Origin of the sequence: Blastococcus aurantiacus, assembly GCF_900102425.1 — a bacterium.
Taxonomy (GTDB): Bacteria; Actinomycetota; Actinomycetes; order Mycobacteriales; family Geodermatophilaceae; genus Blastococcus; species Blastococcus aurantiacus.
In genome coordinates, this window is record NZ_FNBT01000008.1 from 21,421 (window position 1) to 37,449 (window position 16,029).

Consider the following 16,029-nt stretch of genomic DNA (forward strand, 5'->3'; position numbering starts at 1 on the left):
CAGCCGGAGCTTCAGCGGAACGGGGCACCGTCCCGCCGGCCGTCCCGCACGGCGTCCAGCGCGGCGAGGAAGGCGTCGTCCTCCTCGGGCGCACCGACCGTGACCCGCACCCCCTCCCCGGCGAACGGACGGGTGATCACCGCCCGCGCCTCGAGGGCCCCGGCCAGCTCCGCGGCCTGCTCCCCGACCGGCAGCCAGACGAAGTTGGCCTGGCTGTCGGCGACGTCCAGCCCGCGCTCGCGCAGCGCCGACGTGAGCCGCTCGCGCTCGGCCGCGACCGCGGCGCAGCGCCGGCGCACCTCGTCCTCGCTGGTCAGCGCCGCGACGGCCGCGGCCTGGGCGAGCATCGAGACGCTGAAGGGCACGTGCGTCTTGCGGACGGCCTCGGCGACGGCGGGGTCCTCGGCGACCAGGTAGCCGACGCGCAGTCCCGCGAGGCCCCACGCCTTCGAGAAGGTCCGCAGCACGGCGACGTTGGGGCGGCCGCGCATGAGCTCGATGCCGTCGGGGACGTCGGGATCGGTCACGAACTCGCGGTAGGCCTCGTCCAGCACCACGAGCGTCGTCGGCGGCACCGCGTCGAGGAACCGCTCGAGCTCCGCCCGCCGGACCGCCGTCCCGGTGGGGTTGTTCGGATTGCACACGAAGACCAGGCGGGTCGTGTCGTCGATGGCGGCCAGCAGGCCGTCGAGGTCGTGCGTGTCGGCCGGGCCACCCTCGCGACCGGGGACGAGGGGCACCTGGACGGCACGGGCGCCGGCCACCTGGGCGAGCAGCGGGTACATCTCGAACGAGCGCCAGGCGAAGGCGATGCTCGTGCCGGGCTCGGTGTAGGCCTGGGCCAGCTCCTGGCACAGCGTCACCGCGCCGCCGCCGGTGGCGATCTGCGCCGGCTCCACCCCGTAGCGCCGGGCCAGCGCCGCGGTGAGCACGACCGCCCCGTTGTCCGGGTAGCGGTTGGTCTCGGCGGCCGCGGCGGCCACGGCCTGGACGACGGCGGGCAGCGGCGGGAAGGCGACCTCGTTGCTGGCCAGCTTGACCGCGCGGTCGACGCCGATCTCGCGGGCGAGGTCTGCGGGATTGCGCCCGGGCCGGTACGCCGGCAGGGCCTGGACCGCCGGTCGCGGGCTCACCACGGGTCGTCGCCTCCTCGTCCGCCTAGGCTGGCGGCATGCGTGTCCTCGTCGCCGGTGGTGCCGGCTACATCGGCAGCGTAGTGACCGCTGCCCTCCTGTCCGACGGCCACGAGGTCACGGTGCTCGACGACCTCTCCACGGGGCACGCCGACGCCGTCCCATCGGGGGCGACGCTGGCGGAGGTGTCGCTGCACGACTCGGCGCCCGTGCTCGCCGACGTCCGGCCCGAGGCGGTGCTGCACTTCGCGGCGAAGTCGCTCGTCGGCGTCTCCCAGCAGCAGCCGGAGGACTACTGGTCGACCAACGTCGCCGGGTCGCTGGCGCTGCTGGAGGCCATGCGTGCCGTCGACTGCCGTCGCATCGTGTTCTCCTCGACCGCGGCCACCTACGGCGAGCCCGACCAGGTGCCCATCCGCGAGGACGCACCGACCCGGCCCACCAACACCTACGGGGCCAGCAAGCTCGCCGTCGACCACATGCTGACCTCCTACGCGGTGGCCCACGGCTTCGCGGCGGTCAGCCTGCGGTACTTCAACGTCGCCGGCGCGGCCTTCGGGCTGGGCGAGCGGCACGCGACCGAGACCCACCTGATCCCGCTCGCGCTGCAGGTGGCGGCCGGACAGCGGGAGTCGCTCACGGTGTTCGGTCGCGACTACCCGACGGCCGACGGCACCTGCATCCGCGACTACGTGCACGTCGCGGACCTCTCGGACGCCCACCTGCTGGCGCTGCCCGCGCCGTCGGCCGGCGAGCACCGCATCTACAACCTCGGCAACGGCACCGGCTTCTCCGTGCAGGAGGTGGTCGACGCCGCCCGCGAGGTCACCGGCCACCCCATCCCGACCACCGACGGCCCCCGGCGGGCGGGTGACCCGGCGCAGCTGGTCGCCTCCAGCGACCGGATCCGCGCCGACCTGGGCTGGGCGCCCCGGCACACCGACCTGGTGGGCATCGTCCGCGACGCCTGGGATGTGGCCCGGACGCGCTAGCCGGCCGGCGGCGCTCCGCCGTCCGTGCGCGTCCCGTCGTCCTCCGGCGTCGCGGGCGGGGGCTCGACCCGCAGCCGGGCGATGCGCCGTCCGTCCAGCTCGACGACGGTGATCGCGCGACCCTCCACCTCGATGGCGTCGCCCACCTCGGGCAGCCGGCCGAGGCCGGCGAGCACGTACCCCGCGGCGGTCTCGTACGGGCCCTCCGGCAGCTGCAGGCCGGTGGCCTCGGTGAAGTCGTCGAGGTTGAGCAGCCCGTCGACCTCGCGCGGGGCGTGGGGCGACTGGCGCGCCTCGGGCTCGACCTCGGCGTCGTACTCGTCGTAGATCTCGCCGATGACCTCCTCGATGAGGTCCTCCAGCGTGACGATCCCGTCGGTGCCGCCGTACTCGTCGACCACGATCGCCAGGTGCTGGTTCTCCCGCCGCATCTCGCTCAGCGCGGTCAGCACGCCGGCGGTGCCGGGCAGGCGCTTGACCTCGCGGGCCAGGTCTCCCACGGTCGCGGCCCGCCCGGCCGGGTGATTGGGCAGGAACAGGTCGCGGACGTGCACGAACCCGACGACGTCGTCCTGGTCGCGCCCCGACACCGGGAAGCGGGACCAGTTCGAGTCGGCCACCTGCTTCGCCGCGCGGCTGGTGGTCATCGAGGCGTCGAGGAAGCCCACCTCGGTGCGGGGGGTCATCACCTCGCGCACCTCGCGCTCGCCGGCGCGGAACACCTCGTCGATCAGCCGCCGCTCGTCGCTGCTGAGGGACTCGTGCGCGGCGACCAGGTCGCGCAGCTCCTCCTGGCTGATCGACTCACCGGCCTGCGTCGGGTCGCCGCCGGTCAGCCGCACCAGCGCGTTGGTGGACTTCGACAGCAGCCAGATGACCGGCCGGGAGAGCTTCGCGATGGCGTTGAGCGGCGCGGCGACGAGCAGCGCGAAGCCCTCGGCGCGCTGCAGGGCCAGCCGCTTGGGGGTGAGCTCGCCGGCCACCAGCGAGAGGTAGCTGATCGCGATGGTGACCAGCACGAGGGCGAGGGTGCCCGAGAGACCCTCGGAGACCCCCCGTTCCTGGAGCCAGTCGGCGAAGGGCTGGGACAGAGTGCTGGCCCCGAAGGCGGCGGAGAAGAAGCCGGCGAAGGTGACGCCCACCTGCACGGCGGCGAGGAACTGGTTGGGGTCGCTGAGCAGCTTCTGCACCGCCAGACCGCGGCGGCCGGTCTCGGCCATGGCGCGGACCTGGGACTCCCGCAGCGAGACGAGGGCGATCTCCGCTCCCGCGAACACGCCGCCGATCAGGATGAAGACGACGACCATGACGATGCTGAGCCAGACGTCGTCGCTCACCGGCGGCGTACTCCTCGGAACTCGGGGGCGGTGCGGGTCCCCATGGTGCCTGCTCGCGACCGCCGGGCGTAGGTCGCGTGCCCGGTCGCGGTATGGAGCTGCCGCCGGTGACCTGCGTCTTGTGGACTGTCGGTGCCCTTGTGCTCACGGTTAGTCTCGGGCTGATAACGAATCGTGATCTTCTCCGGGGAGTCCCGTGCGCCATCGCCCCACCGGCCCGTCGCCGTCCGCACGCCATGCGGCGGGCGGCCGTACCCGCCCCACCGAGCCATGCCGTCGCAGCAGCCGGTGGGCACGGTCCCTGGTGGTCGTGGGCCTCGTGACCGGGTTCGTGATCGCCGCGCCCGTCGTCTCGGGGACCGTGTCGCCGTCCGAACCGCGGGCCGACGGCGACCTCGTCGTGATGGGTCTCGACGGCCGCCCGACCTCCGCGACCTTCGCCAGCGCCGCCGCGGCACTGGAGCTGGACGCCGACGGCACCGTGCGGGTGGAGCAGACGGCGAGCCGGGCGGAGCGCTCGCCCCTGCCCGTTCCGGCCCCCGCTCCGATCCCCGCGCCGGCTCCTGCACCCACGCCCGAGCCCGCGCCGGTCGCGGCCCCGGCACCCTCGGCCGCCGTCCCGGTGCCGGCGGCGCCGAAGCCGGCTGCCGCACCGGCGCGTCCCGCGCCTGCCACCAGCGCGGCGCCCCGGACGGCGCTGCCGGCCGCCCCCGCTCCCCCGCCGCCGGCCGCCGTGCCGGCCGGGTCCGACCGCGCCGGTCAGGTGCTGGCCCTGGTGAACCAGGCGCGGGCGTCTGCCGGCTGCCGGCCGCTGGCTGCCGACGCGCGCCTCGCCGCGGTCGCCGCCGCGCACAGCGCCGACATGCGGGACCGCGGGTTCTTCGACCACGTGAACCTCGCCGGGCAGAGCCCGTTCGACCGCGCCGGAGCCGCCGGGGTGTCCGCGCGGGCCGAGAACATCGCGCGCGGTCAGCGCGATCCCGCGGCGGTCATGGACTCGTGGATGAACAGCCCGGGCCACCGGGCGAACATCCTCGACTGCGGCCTGACGCGGCTCGGCGTGGGCATCGCCGACGGCGGCGGCGGCCCCTGGTGGACCCAGCTCTTCGCCTGACCACCCGCCACGAGCCTCCTCGCCCCAACTACGGGAAAGTTGGCGTTCCACGGACCGAGCGAGGGCCTACTTCCCCGTAGTTGCACGGCGGAGCAGCGCCCGAACCCGCTCGACCAGGAGCGCGGTATCCCGCAGATCGGCCGACGTGACGTGCAGGACGGCCCAGCCGGCAGCAGTGAGCAGGTTCAGCCGGCGGCGGTCACGCACGAACTGCCCGTTCCCGGCGTGCCAGGCACCGTCGTACTCCACGGCCACCCGTAGCTCCGGATAGCCGAGGTCGACACGTGCGAGGAACTCGCCGCCCTGGCCTCTCACCACGCATTGCGGGACAGGCGGCAGGCCGGCGAGCGTCAGGATCACGCGCAGCCTCGATTCCGGCTGCGACTCGGCCCGCGCATCCGACAGTTCCACCGCCCTCCGAGCCTGCCGCGATCCGCGGCCGTCCCGCGATGCCGCCGGCTCGCGCAGGGCCACTTCCGCCACGACGCCGCGCGCCAGCAGGAGGTCCAGGGCTGCCACCGCATCCGGCAGCGGATCCCACCGGGCGATGTCCAGCGCCGTCCGCAGGCCGGTGGTGCACCGCCACTCCCCGACTCGGGCGACGTCGGAGACGGGTAGGTCGACCCGGCGTACCTGGAGCCCGCGGACCGGCCCGAACCGCACCCCCGCGGGCACCGTGACCTCGACCGGCAACCCACGCCGGTCGGCGAGCTCGGGCGCGCCGTGCAGGTGGGCCGCGGTGCGTCCGCTGAAGACGGCCGTGGACGGCGAGATGAGACGCGCTCCGCGGATACGGACGTCGAGCGAGTCCGGGAGGTCTGCGTCCGCGTAGACACCGCGGTACAGCCGCCGCCATGCCTGACTCCGCAGCGCATCGTGGGTGAGCAGGCTGTCGTGGACCACGTCGCGCGCCCGGAACACGCAACCGACGAGTTCCGGCGGCTCGCGGGGGCGAGGCACCGGGCCAGGGTGTCGCAGCCCGGCAGGTGTGCGCTGTCGCCGTCCACAGGCGCCGAGTACCGGGAAGTTGGCCTTCCCGGGCCGGTGCGAGGCCCACTTTCCCCGCAGTTGGTACTCGCGTGTCCGTGAGGGGCCCCGGGCGCGCGACGGCCCCCGTACCCGGAGAGGTACGGGGGCCGTCGTTCGTCAGGCGCTACCTCAGGCCATGGCCTTCTGGAGGTTGGCGTCGATGGCGGCCAGGAAGTCCTGGGTCGTGAGCCACGGGCTGTCCTTGGAGATCAGCAGCGCGAGGTCCTTGGTCATCTGACCGCTCTCGACGGTGTCGATGCATACCTTCTCCAGCGTCTCGGCGAACCGGGTCACCTCGGGGGTGCCGTCCAGCTTGCCGCGGTGGGCCAGACCCCGGGTCCAGGCGAAGATCGACGCGATCGGGTTGGTCGAGGTCTCCTTGCCCTGCTGGTGCTGGCGGTAGTGCCGGGTCACCGTGCCGTGCGCGGCCTCGGCCTCGACCGTGCGGCCGTCCGGGGTGGCGAGCACCGAGGTCATGAGCCCGAGCGAGCCGAAGCCCTGCGCCACGGTGTCGGACTGCACGTCACCGTCGTAGTTCTTGCAGGCCCAGACATAGCCGCCCTCCCACTTGAGCGAGGCGGCGACCATGTCGTCGATCAGCCGGTGCTCGTAGGTGATGCCGGCGGCGTCGAACTTCTCCTTGAACTCGGCCTGGAAGACCTCCTCGAAGATGTCCTTGAACCGGCCGTCGTAGGCCTTGAGGATCGTGTTCTTCGTGGAGAGGTAGACCGGGTAGCCGCGGTCGAGGCCGTAGTTCAGCGAGGCCTTCGCGAAGTCGCGGATGGACTCGTCGAGGTTGTACATCGACAGCGAGACGCCGGCGCCGGGGGCCTGGAAGACCTCGTGCTCGATCGGCTCGGAGCCGTCGGACGGCGTGAACGTCACCGTCAGGGTGCCCGCCGAGGGGAACTTGAAGTCGGTGGCGCGGTACTGGTCACCGAAGGCGTGGCGGCCGACGATGATCGGCTTGGTCCAGCCGGGCACCAGACGCGGCACGTTCTGCATGATGATCGGCTCGCGGAAGATGACGCCGCCGAGGATGTTGCGGATCGTCCCGTTCGGGGAGCGCCACATCTTCTTCAGGCCGAACTCCTCGACCCGCGCCTCGTCCGGGGTGATCGTCGCGCACTTGACGCCGACGCCGTGCTTCTTGATGGCGTTGGCGGAGTCGACGGTGACCTGGTCGTCGGTGGCGTCGCGGTGCTCGATGCCGAGGTCGTAGTACTCCAGGTTCACGTCGAGGTACGGGAGGATCAGCTGGTCCTTGATGAATTGCCAGATGATCCGGGTCATCTCGTCGCCGTCGAGCTCGACGACGGTGCCCTCGACCTTGATCTTCGCCACGTACTGGTTCCTTACTCTCTGCTGCTCCGAGCGTTCGCTCAGAGGTCGGCTATGTCAGCCTGCTTGGCGCGCACGGCCTCGGCTGCATCGCGCAGCCCGGCCAGCTCGCTCTCGGACAGGTCGCCCTCGACGACCGTCCGCACTCCTTCTCGGCCGATCTCGGCCTCGACGCCCAGGTAGACGCCGTTGATCCCGTACTCGCCGTCGACCCACGCGCACACCGGCATGACCGCGCCGGAGTCCTCCATGACCGCGCGGGCCATGCGGGCCGCCGCGGCCGACGGGGCGAAGTAGGCCGAGCCGGTCTTGAGCAGGGCCACCACCTCCGCGCCGCCGTTGCGGGTGCGGTCGACGAGGTGCTCGATCCTGTCGGCGGCGAGCACCTCGGTCAGCGGCTTGCCGTCCACCGTGCACCGCGAGGGCACCGGGACCATCGTGTCGCCGTGCGAGCCGAGGGTGAGCGTGCGCACCGACGAGATCGGGACGCCGGCCTCCTCGGCCACGAAGTTGGTGAAGCGCGCGGTGTCGAGCATGCCGGCCTGGCCCATCACCCGGTGCTTCGGGAACTGGCTGGCCAGCTGGGCGAGAGCGGTCATCTCGTCCAGCGGGTTGGACACCACGATGAGGACGGCGTCCGGCGAGGCGGCGGCGACCTTCTCCGCGACCTCGCGCACGATCTTCGCGTTGGTCTCGATGAGATCCATCCGGCTCATGCCCGGCTTGCGCGGCAGACCGGCGGTGATGACGACGACGTCGGAGTTCTCGGTGCCCTCGTAGGACCCGCCCCCGATGCCGACCACCCGGGTCTCGAAGCCCTCGATCGGCCGCGACTGGTTCATGTCGAGGGCCAGGCCCTCGGGCTTGCCCTCGACGATGTCGGTGAGGACGACGGTCTCGAAGATGTCGTACTCCGCGAGACGGAGAGCAGTCGTGGAGCCGTAGAAGCCGGCACCCACCACGGTGACCTTGCCGTTCCGAGGCTTGTCTGCCATGGCCGCCAACCTAGCGCCGTGCACGCCGTCGCGCCTCAGCGGGTTGCGCGTCAGTACTCGAGACTGGGGATGGCCAGCGAGATGGTGGTGAGCGCGAGGCCGGCCGCCGCGAGCAGGACGACGTCCACCGGCCGGCTGCGCACGGCGAGGAAGCCCACCCGCCGCTCCGGCAGGAACAGGCGCAGGAGCGCTGCCCCCACGAGGGCCAGACCCATGACCGTGAGCCCCCTGCGCCAGTGCTCGACGGCGACCAGCGTCAGCCCCACCGCGACCACCGCCAGCACCGCGAGCAGGGGCAGCTGGCGCACCAGCCCGGCGACGAACGGGCGCCGGACGTAGAGCGGCGGCCGGCCCTCGGTCACGCGGTGAGTGCCTCGCGGGCGGCCGCCTGCTCGGCGGCCAGGACGACGTTCTGGAGCAGCATCGCGCGGGTCATCGGGCCGACGCCCCCCGGGTTGGGTGCCACGTGCCCGGCCACCTCCACGACGTCCTTGGCGACGTCGCCGGCGATCTTGCCGTCGACCCGGCTGACGCCGACGTCCAGGACGGCGGCGCCCGGCTTGACCAGGTCGGCGGTGATCAGCCCCGGCACGCCGGCCGCGGCGACCACGATGTCGGCCGAGCGCACGTGCGCGGCGAGGTCGCGGGTGCCGGTGTGGCAGAGCGTCACCGTCGCGTTCTCCGTGCGGCGGGTCAGCAGCAGCCCGAGCGGGCGCCCGACGGTGATGCCGCGGCCGATGACCACGACCTCGGCGCCGGCGATCGGGACCTCGTAGCGGCGGAGCAGCTCGATGATGCCCACCGGGGTGCAGGGCAGCGCGCCCGGGACGTTGAGCACCAGCCGGCCGAGGTTGACCGGGTGCAGGCCGTCGGCGTCCTTCGCCGGGTCCATCGCCTCGAGGACGACGCTCTCGTCGATGCCGGCGGGCAGGGGCAGCTGGACGATGTAGCCGGTGCACGCGGGATCGGCGTTGAGCTCCTCGACGACGGCGAGGACGTCGGCGAGCGTGGCCGTGGCCGGCAGCTCGCGCTGGATGCTGGCGATGCCGACCTGGGCGCAGTCGGAGTGCTTGGCGTTGACGTACCAGCGGCTGCCCGGGTCGTCCCCGACCAGCAGCGTGCCGAGGCCGGGACGATGACCGGCGTCGGCGAGCGCGGCCACCCGTCCGGTCAGTTCCGAGCGGATCGCCGCCGCCGTCGCCTTGCCGTCCAGGATCGTCGCGGGCACGTGAACAGTGTGCCCGAGAGCTCCCGCCGCCCGCGTCACGGTCCTAGGCTCCGTCGTGGCGGGCCCTTCCTCGCCCGCCCGGCCGGAGGTGCGCGATGACCGAACGCGAACAGACCCCCCTCGGATCGACGGCGGCCTCCGGTCCCCCGCCCGGCGGGACCACGGCACCGGCGTACTCGGCCGAGCCGGTCGCCCGGCGCGGGCCGGAGAGCCTGGGCGGGCTGCTGCTCATCCTCGCCGGAATCGCCGCCGCGGTGAGCCTGGTGCTCGACTGGCTGGCGGACGAGGACGGCACCGGCCTGGACCTGGTGCGGGACGGGTTCGAGGACCTCGGCGGAATCGTGGACAACGGCCTGTGGCAGCCGCTCGCTGTCGTGCTGGGCGGCGGCGTCCTGCTGCTGCTCGGGATCCTGATGTGGCTCCCGGCCCGGTCGCACCGCTTCCTCGGCCTGCTCGGGCTGGTGGTGAGCGGCGTGATCGTGTGGGCGGTGGTCGTACCGCTCCAGGACGCCGACTGGGAGCTGGACTTCTTCGGGCCGGGCTTCTGGTGCGCAGTCGCCGTCGCCGTCCTCGGCGTGCTCGGCAGCCTCAAGGCCCTGCTGACGGGCAGGAAGTACCGCTAGTCGGCCACGAGGGCGCCGTGGGCGCGGGCCACCTGCACCGCCTGCACCAGGTCCAGCCGCACGCCGGTCAGCTCGAAGGACAGCCAGTTGACCTCGTCCATCGATGCGCCGCGCAGGTCGGTGCCGCGGAGCCTGGTGCCCTGCAGGCGGGCCCGGTCCAGGTCCGCGCCGGTCAGGTCGCACTCCCGCAGGTCGGCGTCGGTGAGGTCGGCCTCGCGCAGCCGCTGACCCGACAGGTCGAGGCCCGACAGGTCGGCGGCCCGCAGGTTGACGTAGCTCCAGTCGCAGTCGGTCGACGTCATGGGCCGCAGGTGCGCCCCCGGGAACTGCGAGCCGGTCAGCTTGCAGCCCTCCCAGGTCACGTCGATGAGGGTGGCGCGGTCGAACCGGCACGAGAGGAACGCCGTCCCGGAGTGCCGTGACCCGCTCAGCCGCACACCGGTGAGCACGCAGTCGTCGAACACGCACCGGCGGGTGACGAGCTCCTCGAGCGAGGCGTCGTCGAACCGGCAGCGGGTGAACGTGACCGCGTCGAGCTCGGCGCCCCACCAGTCGACCCGGGCGAAGTCCTCGCCCTCGACGACCGCACCGGCCTCCGGCGGACCGACGTGCGGCCGGCCCCCTCGCAGGGACCCGACCCGAGCCTGCGAGGGACGGGGGGCGAGGGGGTCCTTCATCAATGGGCGAAGTGGCGGGTGCCGGTCAGGTAGAGCGGCACGCCCGCAGCGGCCGCCGCTGCGACGACCTCCTCGTCGCGCACCGACCCGCCGGGCTGGACGACGGCGCGCACGCCGGCGTCCAGCAGCACCTGCAGCCCGTCGGCGAAGGGGAAGAACGCGTCGGAGGCAGCGACCGACCCGGTGGCCCGCTCCCCCGCGCGCGAGACGGCCAGCCGCGCGGAGTCCACCCGGTTCACCTGCCCCATGCCGACGCCGACCGTGGCCCGGTCGTGGGCCAGCAGGATCGCGTTGCTCTTCACCGCGCGCACCGCGCGCCAGGCGAAGACGAGGTCGTCCAGGCCGGCGGCGTCCAGGGGCTCGCCGGCGGCGAGCGTCCAGCTCGTCGGGTCGTCGCCGGGGGCGTCGATGCGGTCGGTGGCCTGCAGCAGCAGCCCGCCGCTGATCGGCCGCAGCTCCGTGGCCGCACCGGGCAGGTGCGGCAGGCGCAGCAGCCGGATGTTCTTCTTCCCGGTCAGCACCCGGACGGCGTCGTCGGTGAACGCCGGGGCGACGACGACCTCGGTGAACACCTCGGCGACCTGCTCGGCCATGGTCAGGTCGATCTCGCGGTTGGCCGCGATGACCCCGCCGAACGCCGAGAGCGGGTCGCAGGCGTGCGCCTTGCGGTGCGCGGCGGCGATGTCGGGGCCGACGGCGATGCCGCACGGGTTGGCGTGCTTGATGATCGCCACGCAGGGGTCGGCGTGGTCGTGGGCGGCCCGCCAGGCGGCGTCGGTGTCGACGTAGTTGTTGTAGGACATGGCCTTGCCGTGCAGCTGCTCGGCGTGGGCCAGGCCCGGCTGGACGGAGCCGCGGTAAAGGGCGGCGCCCTGGTGCGGGTTCTCCCCGTAGCGCAGCACGTCGGCCCGCTCCCAGCTCGCGGCGACCCACTCCGGGAAGTCCGACTCCCCGTCGGGCGCGAGGACGCTGCCCATCCAGGAGGCGACGGCGATGTCGTAGGACGCGGTGTGCCGGAAGGCGGCCACCGCCAGGCGACGGCGCTGCTCGAGGGAGAAGCCCCCCTCGGACACGGCGGCCAGCACGTCGTCGTACCGGGCCGGGTCGACGACGACGGCCACCGAGGGGTGGTTCTTCGCCGCGGCGCGCACCATCGCCGGCCCGCCGATGTCGATCTGCTCGACGCACTCGTCGGGCGAGGCGCCGGAGGCCACCGTCTCGGTGAACGGGTAGAGGTTCACCACGACGAGGTCGAACGCGGCGATGCCCAGTTCCTCGAGCTGCGCGACGTGCTCGGGACGGCGGCGGTCGGCCAGGATGCCGGCGTGCACCGAGGGGTGCAGGGTCTTGACCCGCCCGTCCAGGCACTCCGGGAAGCCGGTCACCTGCTCGACCGGGGTGACCGGGATGCCGGCGTCGGCGATCCGGCGCGCGGTCGCACCGGTGCTCACCAGCTCCACGCCGGCGCCGGCCAGCCCGCGGGCCAGCTCCTCGATGCCGGTCTTGTCGTACACGCCCAGCAGGGCGCGGCGGATCGGGCTGCGGTCGCTCATCGGGAGCTCTCGTCCTCTCGTTCGGTGGCCGCCATCCGGGCCACCGTCTCCACCAGGAGCTCGCGCTCCACGGCCTTGATGCGTTCGTGCAGTCGGGGTTCGTCGTCGCCGGGCAGGACGGGCACCTCGCGCTGGGCCAGCACCGGCCCGGTGTCCACGCCGGCGTCGACCAGGTGCACGGTCGACCCCGTCACGGTCGCACCCGCGGCCAGCGCGTCGCGCACCGCGTGCGCGCCGGGGAAGGCGGGCAGCAGCGCGGGGTGCGTGTTGATCAGCCGACCCTCGAAGGCGTCGAGCACCGCCGGTCCGACGATCTTCATGAAGCCGGCGGAGACGACGAGGTCGGGCTCGAACGCGGCGATCCCCGCGGCCAGGGCCCGGTCCCACGCGGAGCGGTCGGGGTGGTCCCCCAGCGCGCAGACAAAGGTGGGGACGCCGCGGCGACGGGCGTGCTCGAGCCCCGGAGCGGGACGGTCGGCTCCCACGGCGACGACGTCGGCGGGGTAGGCCGGGTCCTCCGTCGCGTCGAGCAGCGCCGCGCACAGCGAGCCGGTGCCGGAGATGAGGACGACGACCCGCGCCCGAGACGTCGATCGCCCGGGGCCGCCCACCCCGCGACCCTACAAGGACCCCGTCCACCCCTGACAGGCTCGGTCCAGACCTCCGGGGGGGCCGTTCAGGCGGAGGCGCGCCAGCGCGTGACCGCCGCCGCGAGCGCTGCGGCGATACCGGCCTGGGCCGCGATCGCCACCCCGGTCGCGACCGGCGGTGCCCCCACGTGGGCGAGGGCGCCGTCGCCCAGCGAGCCGCCGGCTGCCCAGACGAGGACACCGCACACCACGCCGAGCAGCACGCCGGCGAGGACGCCGCCCAGCCCCGCCACGACCGATCCGCCGTCGCGGGCGGAGAAGCGGCGGGCCAGCGTCCGGCCGGCGACGAGCCCCGCGAGCACGGGCACGGCCTGCGACGCGAAGGCGAGCAGGGGCACGGCCTGGGTGTCGGGCAGCGCCGCGAACAGCGGCAGCGCCGGCACCGGGCCCAGCGTCACGCCGTGCACCGAGACGAGCGTGCCGCTGCCCACGGAGAACCCCGGGCCCGCGGCGAGGCCCAGGACCGCCCCCGCGGCGTTGGGGAGCAGCAGCACGCAGAGGCCGAGCAGGCCGAGCGCACCCGCCCCGGCCCCGCCGAGCCGACCGGACACCGCGGCGTACCCGTCGGCGTCGGCGGCCAGCGCGACCGCCACCACGGCGAGGCACAGGGCGAGCGCGGTGAGGAGGCCGGCCAGGACGCCGCGCAGCACCGGACCGGTCTGGGTGGGCAGCCGGTCGAGGGCCGCGTCCAGCAGCCCCGACTCCCGGCCCACTCCCCAGCCGGCCGCCGCGGCCGACAGGAGGGCGCTGCCCAGGAGGGCCCGCGGCAGCCCCACCTCGGCGCCCGGCCCGTCGACCACGAAGGCCAGGACGGCGGTGAGGACGACGTGTGCGCCGGCCAGGACGCCGGCCGCACCGATCGCGGCCCGCGCACCGGAGGGAGCGGAAGCGCGCACCACGACGCGGCCCGCGCCGGCCAGACCCCACGCGATGCCGATCGTCAGCAGCAGCGGGGCGAGGGCGATCGGACCGGAGGCCACGGTGAGGTCCGTCCCCTGCGCGAGCAGCCACAGCCGGCCGGCCAGCAGCACCGATCCGCCGACCCCGGACCCGCCGGTGGGGTCGAGGGTGGAGACCACCCCGACGGCCAGCGCCAGGACCGCGAGACCGGCCGCCGACACGGCCCCGGCCGCGGCGAGCGCGGTCCAGACCAGCGGGAGGGGCCGGGCCGCCTCCCCGCCGTCCCGACCCGAGCGGGGCAGGCGTGCCAGCAACGAGACCACGGGTCCACTCTGCCAAGGCCGCGCCACCCGTGGTCGGCGCACGCGCCCGACGAGCCCGACAAAGCGACGAGGGCCGGCGGCAGGATGCCGCCGACCCTCGTGGGTCGTGCCGGGACACCGGTCAGGCCGGGCCCTGCGGGCCCGGTGCCGGCGGCGGGGTCGGCGGCACGCCCGGCGGCGGCTGCTCCCCCTGGTACGGCTGCTGGTACGGCTGCTGGTACGGCTGCTGCTGGTAGGGCGGCTGCTGCGGCGCCTGCCCGTAGCCCTGCGGCGGCTGGCCGTACCCCTGCGGCGGCTGGCCGGTCGCCGGCGGGGCCCCCGGCACCTGGCCGCCCCCGGCCTTCCGGGCGCGCAGGTCCGGAAGCAGCCGCAGCACGGCGAGGACCGCCGCGGCGAGCACGGTCAGCAGGGCGAGGAAGGCGACGATGCTGAAGCCGGCGTCGTCGTCCGCGCCGTCGCTGAGGCCGAGCTGGTCGATCCAGGTGATGAGGAACAGCACGGCGGCCAGGCCGGTCAGGCCGGCGGTGACGAAGCTGCGGGGCACGGGCACCCGCACCGTGGTGAACGCCGGGAGCAGCACCCACACCGCGGCGGCCAGCAGCAGCAGCCAGGCGAGGACCGCCGGCCAGGTCGCGTAGCCGACGTCGAAGGTGAAGTCACCGAACCCGATGGTGTCGCTGAACCCGTTGGTGGAGGCGTCGACGTCCTCGAGGCCTTCGTCGTCGAAGCCGTACCAGGGCAGGATCAGGAAGAGGGTGAACAGCAGCGCCGAACCGGCGATGAGGCGCTCGTAGCGGCCCACCTTCGAGAAGTCCGCCGAGGTCTTCGAGCCGCCGGGAGCGCCGTGGCCGGGCTGGGCGTACCCGCCCTGCGGGGGCTGCTGGCCCCACGGCTGCTGGGGCTGCTGACCCCACGGTTGCTGCGGCTGCTGACCCCAGGGTTGCTGCGGCTGCTGACCCAAGGGTTGCTGCGGCTGCGCGGGCTGCTGACCCCACGGCCGCTGGGGTGGCTGCTCGCCGGGGCCCGGCTGCCCGGGTCCGCCGGAGGGCGGCGGGGGCTGACTGGTCATCTCGGGCCACTCCTCAGTAGTCGTTCGATCACTGAACGCATGTTCGAGGAGTCGCCCAGCACTGGCAACCTCACCGGCCGCACACTCCCCGTTCGTGGCGGGAACGAGGCCGTCGCCCGCCGCGCTCGACGAGCCTGGCACAGCGACGAGGGCCGGCGGCAGGGCAGCCGCCGACCCTCGTCGGCACGTGCGTCAGGAACCGGTCAGGCCGGGCCTCCGGGGCGGTCCGGTCCGCCGGGGGCGCCCGGCTGCCCCGGGGAGCCGGGCGGGCGGTACGTCGGGGGCTGCGCCGGCGGCGGGCCCGGCTGGCCGTGCGACCGCGCGTCCTGCCCGGCACCCGACGCGGGCCGGTTCGCCCACTGCGCGGCGCCCGACAGGGCGCCCGGCATCGCCGGGCCGTTGCGCAGTTCGGGCAGCAGCGAGAGGACGGCGAACCCGAGGATCGCCGCAGCGGTCAGCATCCCGAGCAGGGCGAAGATCGAGAACTCGAAGTCGAAGGTGTCGAACCAGGCGAAGAGCGTGAGCAGGAACCCCAGGGCAGCCAGGCCGACCGTGACCAGGGACCGGGGGAAGCCGACCTCGAGGTGGGTCACCGCGGGCAGCAGCGCCCAGACGGTGGCCAGCAGGAACAGGAAGAAGGCGAACTTGACCTGTCCGTCGGTCCACCCGCTGACGCTGACGTCGACGCCGAAGAAGTCGTCGCCGAAGTCGTACCAGGTGAAGAAGCTGAGGACGAGGAAGAGCAGCGTGAGGCCGGCGATGGCGTAGTCCGCCATCTTCAGCCGCTTCGGGTCGAACGACACATCGGTCCCACCGGTGTTCGACGGCTGCCCGTAGGCGGAGTGCCCCGGTGGCGGGCCGGCCGCCGGCTGGGAACCTGGCGGGGGCCCGTAGCCCGGCTGCGGGGAGCCCTGCGGGGGCTGGCCGCCCACCGGCGGTTGCGGAGGCTGGCTGGACGTCATCGCGGGGGCTCCTCGCAGGAGTGCAGGATGTTCGCGAGGTGGATGCTGGTCCCGTCCGTCAGCCCGGCGCAAGACACCCGTGCGCGGCGTCTCGTTCCGGTAC

16 protein-coding genes are annotated in these 16,029 nt (G+C 74.1%); 3 read left to right on the forward strand and 13 right to left on the reverse strand.

Annotated features, from left to right (window positions below; genetic code table 11):
- Nucleotides 1-11: 11 nt before the first annotated feature.
- Entirely contained in the window at nucleotides 12-1,133 is a 1,122-nt protein-coding gene (hisC, locus tag BLS70_RS15770; protein WP_255362512.1) for a histidinol-phosphate transaminase, read from the reverse strand.
- A 38-nt stretch (nucleotides 1,134-1,171) separates the two neighbouring features.
- Between hisC and galE the strand changes: the two genes are divergently transcribed.
- A complete protein-coding gene (gene galE, locus BLS70_RS15775) occupies nucleotides 1,172-2,125 on the forward strand; it encodes a UDP-glucose 4-epimerase GalE (RefSeq protein ID WP_091769965.1) in 954 nt (317 codons plus the stop codon).
- On the opposite strand, the gene BLS70_RS15780 is transcribed toward galE, so the two are convergent.
- Entirely contained in the window at nucleotides 2,122-3,462 is a 1,341-nt protein-coding gene (locus BLS70_RS15780) for a hemolysin family protein (RefSeq protein WP_255362513.1), read from the reverse strand. The genes galE and BLS70_RS15780 overlap by 4 nt on opposite strands.
- Nucleotides 3,463-3,781: 319 nt before the next feature.
- Here BLS70_RS15780 and BLS70_RS21395 point away from each other — a divergent pair, with 319 nt between their 5' ends.
- On the forward strand, nucleotides 3,782-4,576 hold the full coding sequence (locus tag BLS70_RS21395) for a CAP domain-containing protein (RefSeq protein WP_255362514.1): 795 nt from the start codon (nucleotides 3,782-3,784) through the stop codon (nucleotides 4,574-4,576).
- A gap of 66 nt (nucleotides 4,577-4,642) precedes the next feature.
- On the opposite strand, the gene BLS70_RS15790 is transcribed toward BLS70_RS21395, so the two are convergent.
- The 5 genes from BLS70_RS15790 to BLS70_RS15810 all read right to left on the reverse strand — a co-directional run bounded on the left by BLS70_RS15790 (nucleotide 4,643) and on the right by BLS70_RS15810 (nucleotide 9,169).
- Nucleotides 4,643-5,536 carry a hypothetical protein gene (locus BLS70_RS15790; protein ID WP_143030431.1) on the reverse strand — a complete coding sequence of 298 codons (894 nt, stop codon included), beginning with the start codon at nucleotides 5,534-5,536 and terminating at the stop codon, nucleotides 4,643-4,645.
- A gap of 198 nt (nucleotides 5,537-5,734) precedes the next feature.
- Nucleotides 5,735-6,949 carry an NADP-dependent isocitrate dehydrogenase gene (locus tag BLS70_RS15795; RefSeq protein WP_091769969.1) on the reverse strand — a complete coding sequence of 405 codons (1,215 nt, stop codon included), beginning with the start codon at nucleotides 6,947-6,949 and terminating at the stop codon, nucleotides 5,735-5,737.
- A gap of 38 nt (nucleotides 6,950-6,987) precedes the next feature.
- A complete protein-coding gene (mdh, locus tag BLS70_RS15800) occupies nucleotides 6,988-7,941 on the reverse strand; it encodes a malate dehydrogenase (protein WP_091769971.1) in 954 nt (317 codons plus the stop codon).
- 50 nt (nucleotides 7,942-7,991) lie between these two features.
- The gene (locus BLS70_RS15805) at nucleotides 7,992-8,303 is read right to left on the reverse strand and encodes a DUF3017 domain-containing protein (RefSeq protein ID WP_091769974.1); all 312 of its coding nucleotides are present in this window, start codon (nucleotides 8,301-8,303) and stop codon (nucleotides 7,992-7,994) included.
- Entirely contained in the window at nucleotides 8,300-9,169 is an 870-nt protein-coding gene (locus tag BLS70_RS15810; RefSeq protein WP_091769976.1) for a bifunctional methylenetetrahydrofolate dehydrogenase/methenyltetrahydrofolate cyclohydrolase, read from the reverse strand. The genes BLS70_RS15805 and BLS70_RS15810 overlap by 4 nt, the downstream gene beginning before the upstream one ends.
- A gap of 95 nt (nucleotides 9,170-9,264) precedes the next feature.
- On the opposite strand from BLS70_RS15810, the gene BLS70_RS15815 reads away from it, so the two are divergent.
- Nucleotides 9,265-9,792, forward strand: coding sequence for a hypothetical protein (locus BLS70_RS15815; protein ID WP_176946447.1), 528 nt, complete (start codon nucleotides 9,265-9,267; stop codon nucleotides 9,790-9,792).
- Here BLS70_RS15815 and BLS70_RS15820 read toward each other — a convergent pair.
- From BLS70_RS15820 to BLS70_RS15845, 6 genes are all read right to left on the reverse strand, one after another.
- Nucleotides 9,789-10,469: a pentapeptide repeat-containing protein gene (locus BLS70_RS15820; RefSeq protein ID WP_255362515.1), complete on the reverse strand. Its 681-nt coding sequence runs from the start codon at nucleotides 10,467-10,469 to the stop codon at nucleotides 9,789-9,791. The two genes, BLS70_RS15815 and BLS70_RS15820, sit on opposite strands and share 4 nt — an antisense overlap.
- Complete coding sequence (purH, locus tag BLS70_RS15825; protein WP_091769978.1) at nucleotides 10,469-12,022, reverse strand: bifunctional phosphoribosylaminoimidazolecarboxamide formyltransferase/IMP cyclohydrolase; 1,554 nt, start codon at nucleotides 12,020-12,022, stop codon at nucleotides 10,469-10,471. The genes BLS70_RS15820 and purH overlap by 1 nt, the downstream gene beginning before the upstream one ends.
- Entirely contained in the window at nucleotides 12,019-12,633 is a 615-nt protein-coding gene (purN, locus tag BLS70_RS15830) for a phosphoribosylglycinamide formyltransferase (protein WP_091769981.1), read from the reverse strand. Before purN ends, purH begins: the two co-directional genes overlap by 4 nt.
- 65 nt (nucleotides 12,634-12,698) lie before the next feature.
- Nucleotides 12,699-13,895, reverse strand: coding sequence for a cell division protein PerM (locus BLS70_RS15835; protein WP_091769983.1), 1,197 nt, complete (start codon nucleotides 13,893-13,895; stop codon nucleotides 12,699-12,701).
- Nucleotides 13,896-14,016: 121 nt separating this feature from the next.
- Complete coding sequence (locus tag BLS70_RS20870; protein WP_091769985.1) at nucleotides 14,017-14,964, reverse strand: hypothetical protein; 948 nt, start codon at nucleotides 14,962-14,964, stop codon at nucleotides 14,017-14,019.
- 203 nt (nucleotides 14,965-15,167) lie between these two features.
- Nucleotides 15,168-15,926: a hypothetical protein gene (locus BLS70_RS15845; protein WP_143030432.1), complete on the reverse strand. Its 759-nt coding sequence runs from the start codon at nucleotides 15,924-15,926 to the stop codon at nucleotides 15,168-15,170.
- Nucleotides 15,927-16,029: the final 103 nt, after the last annotated feature.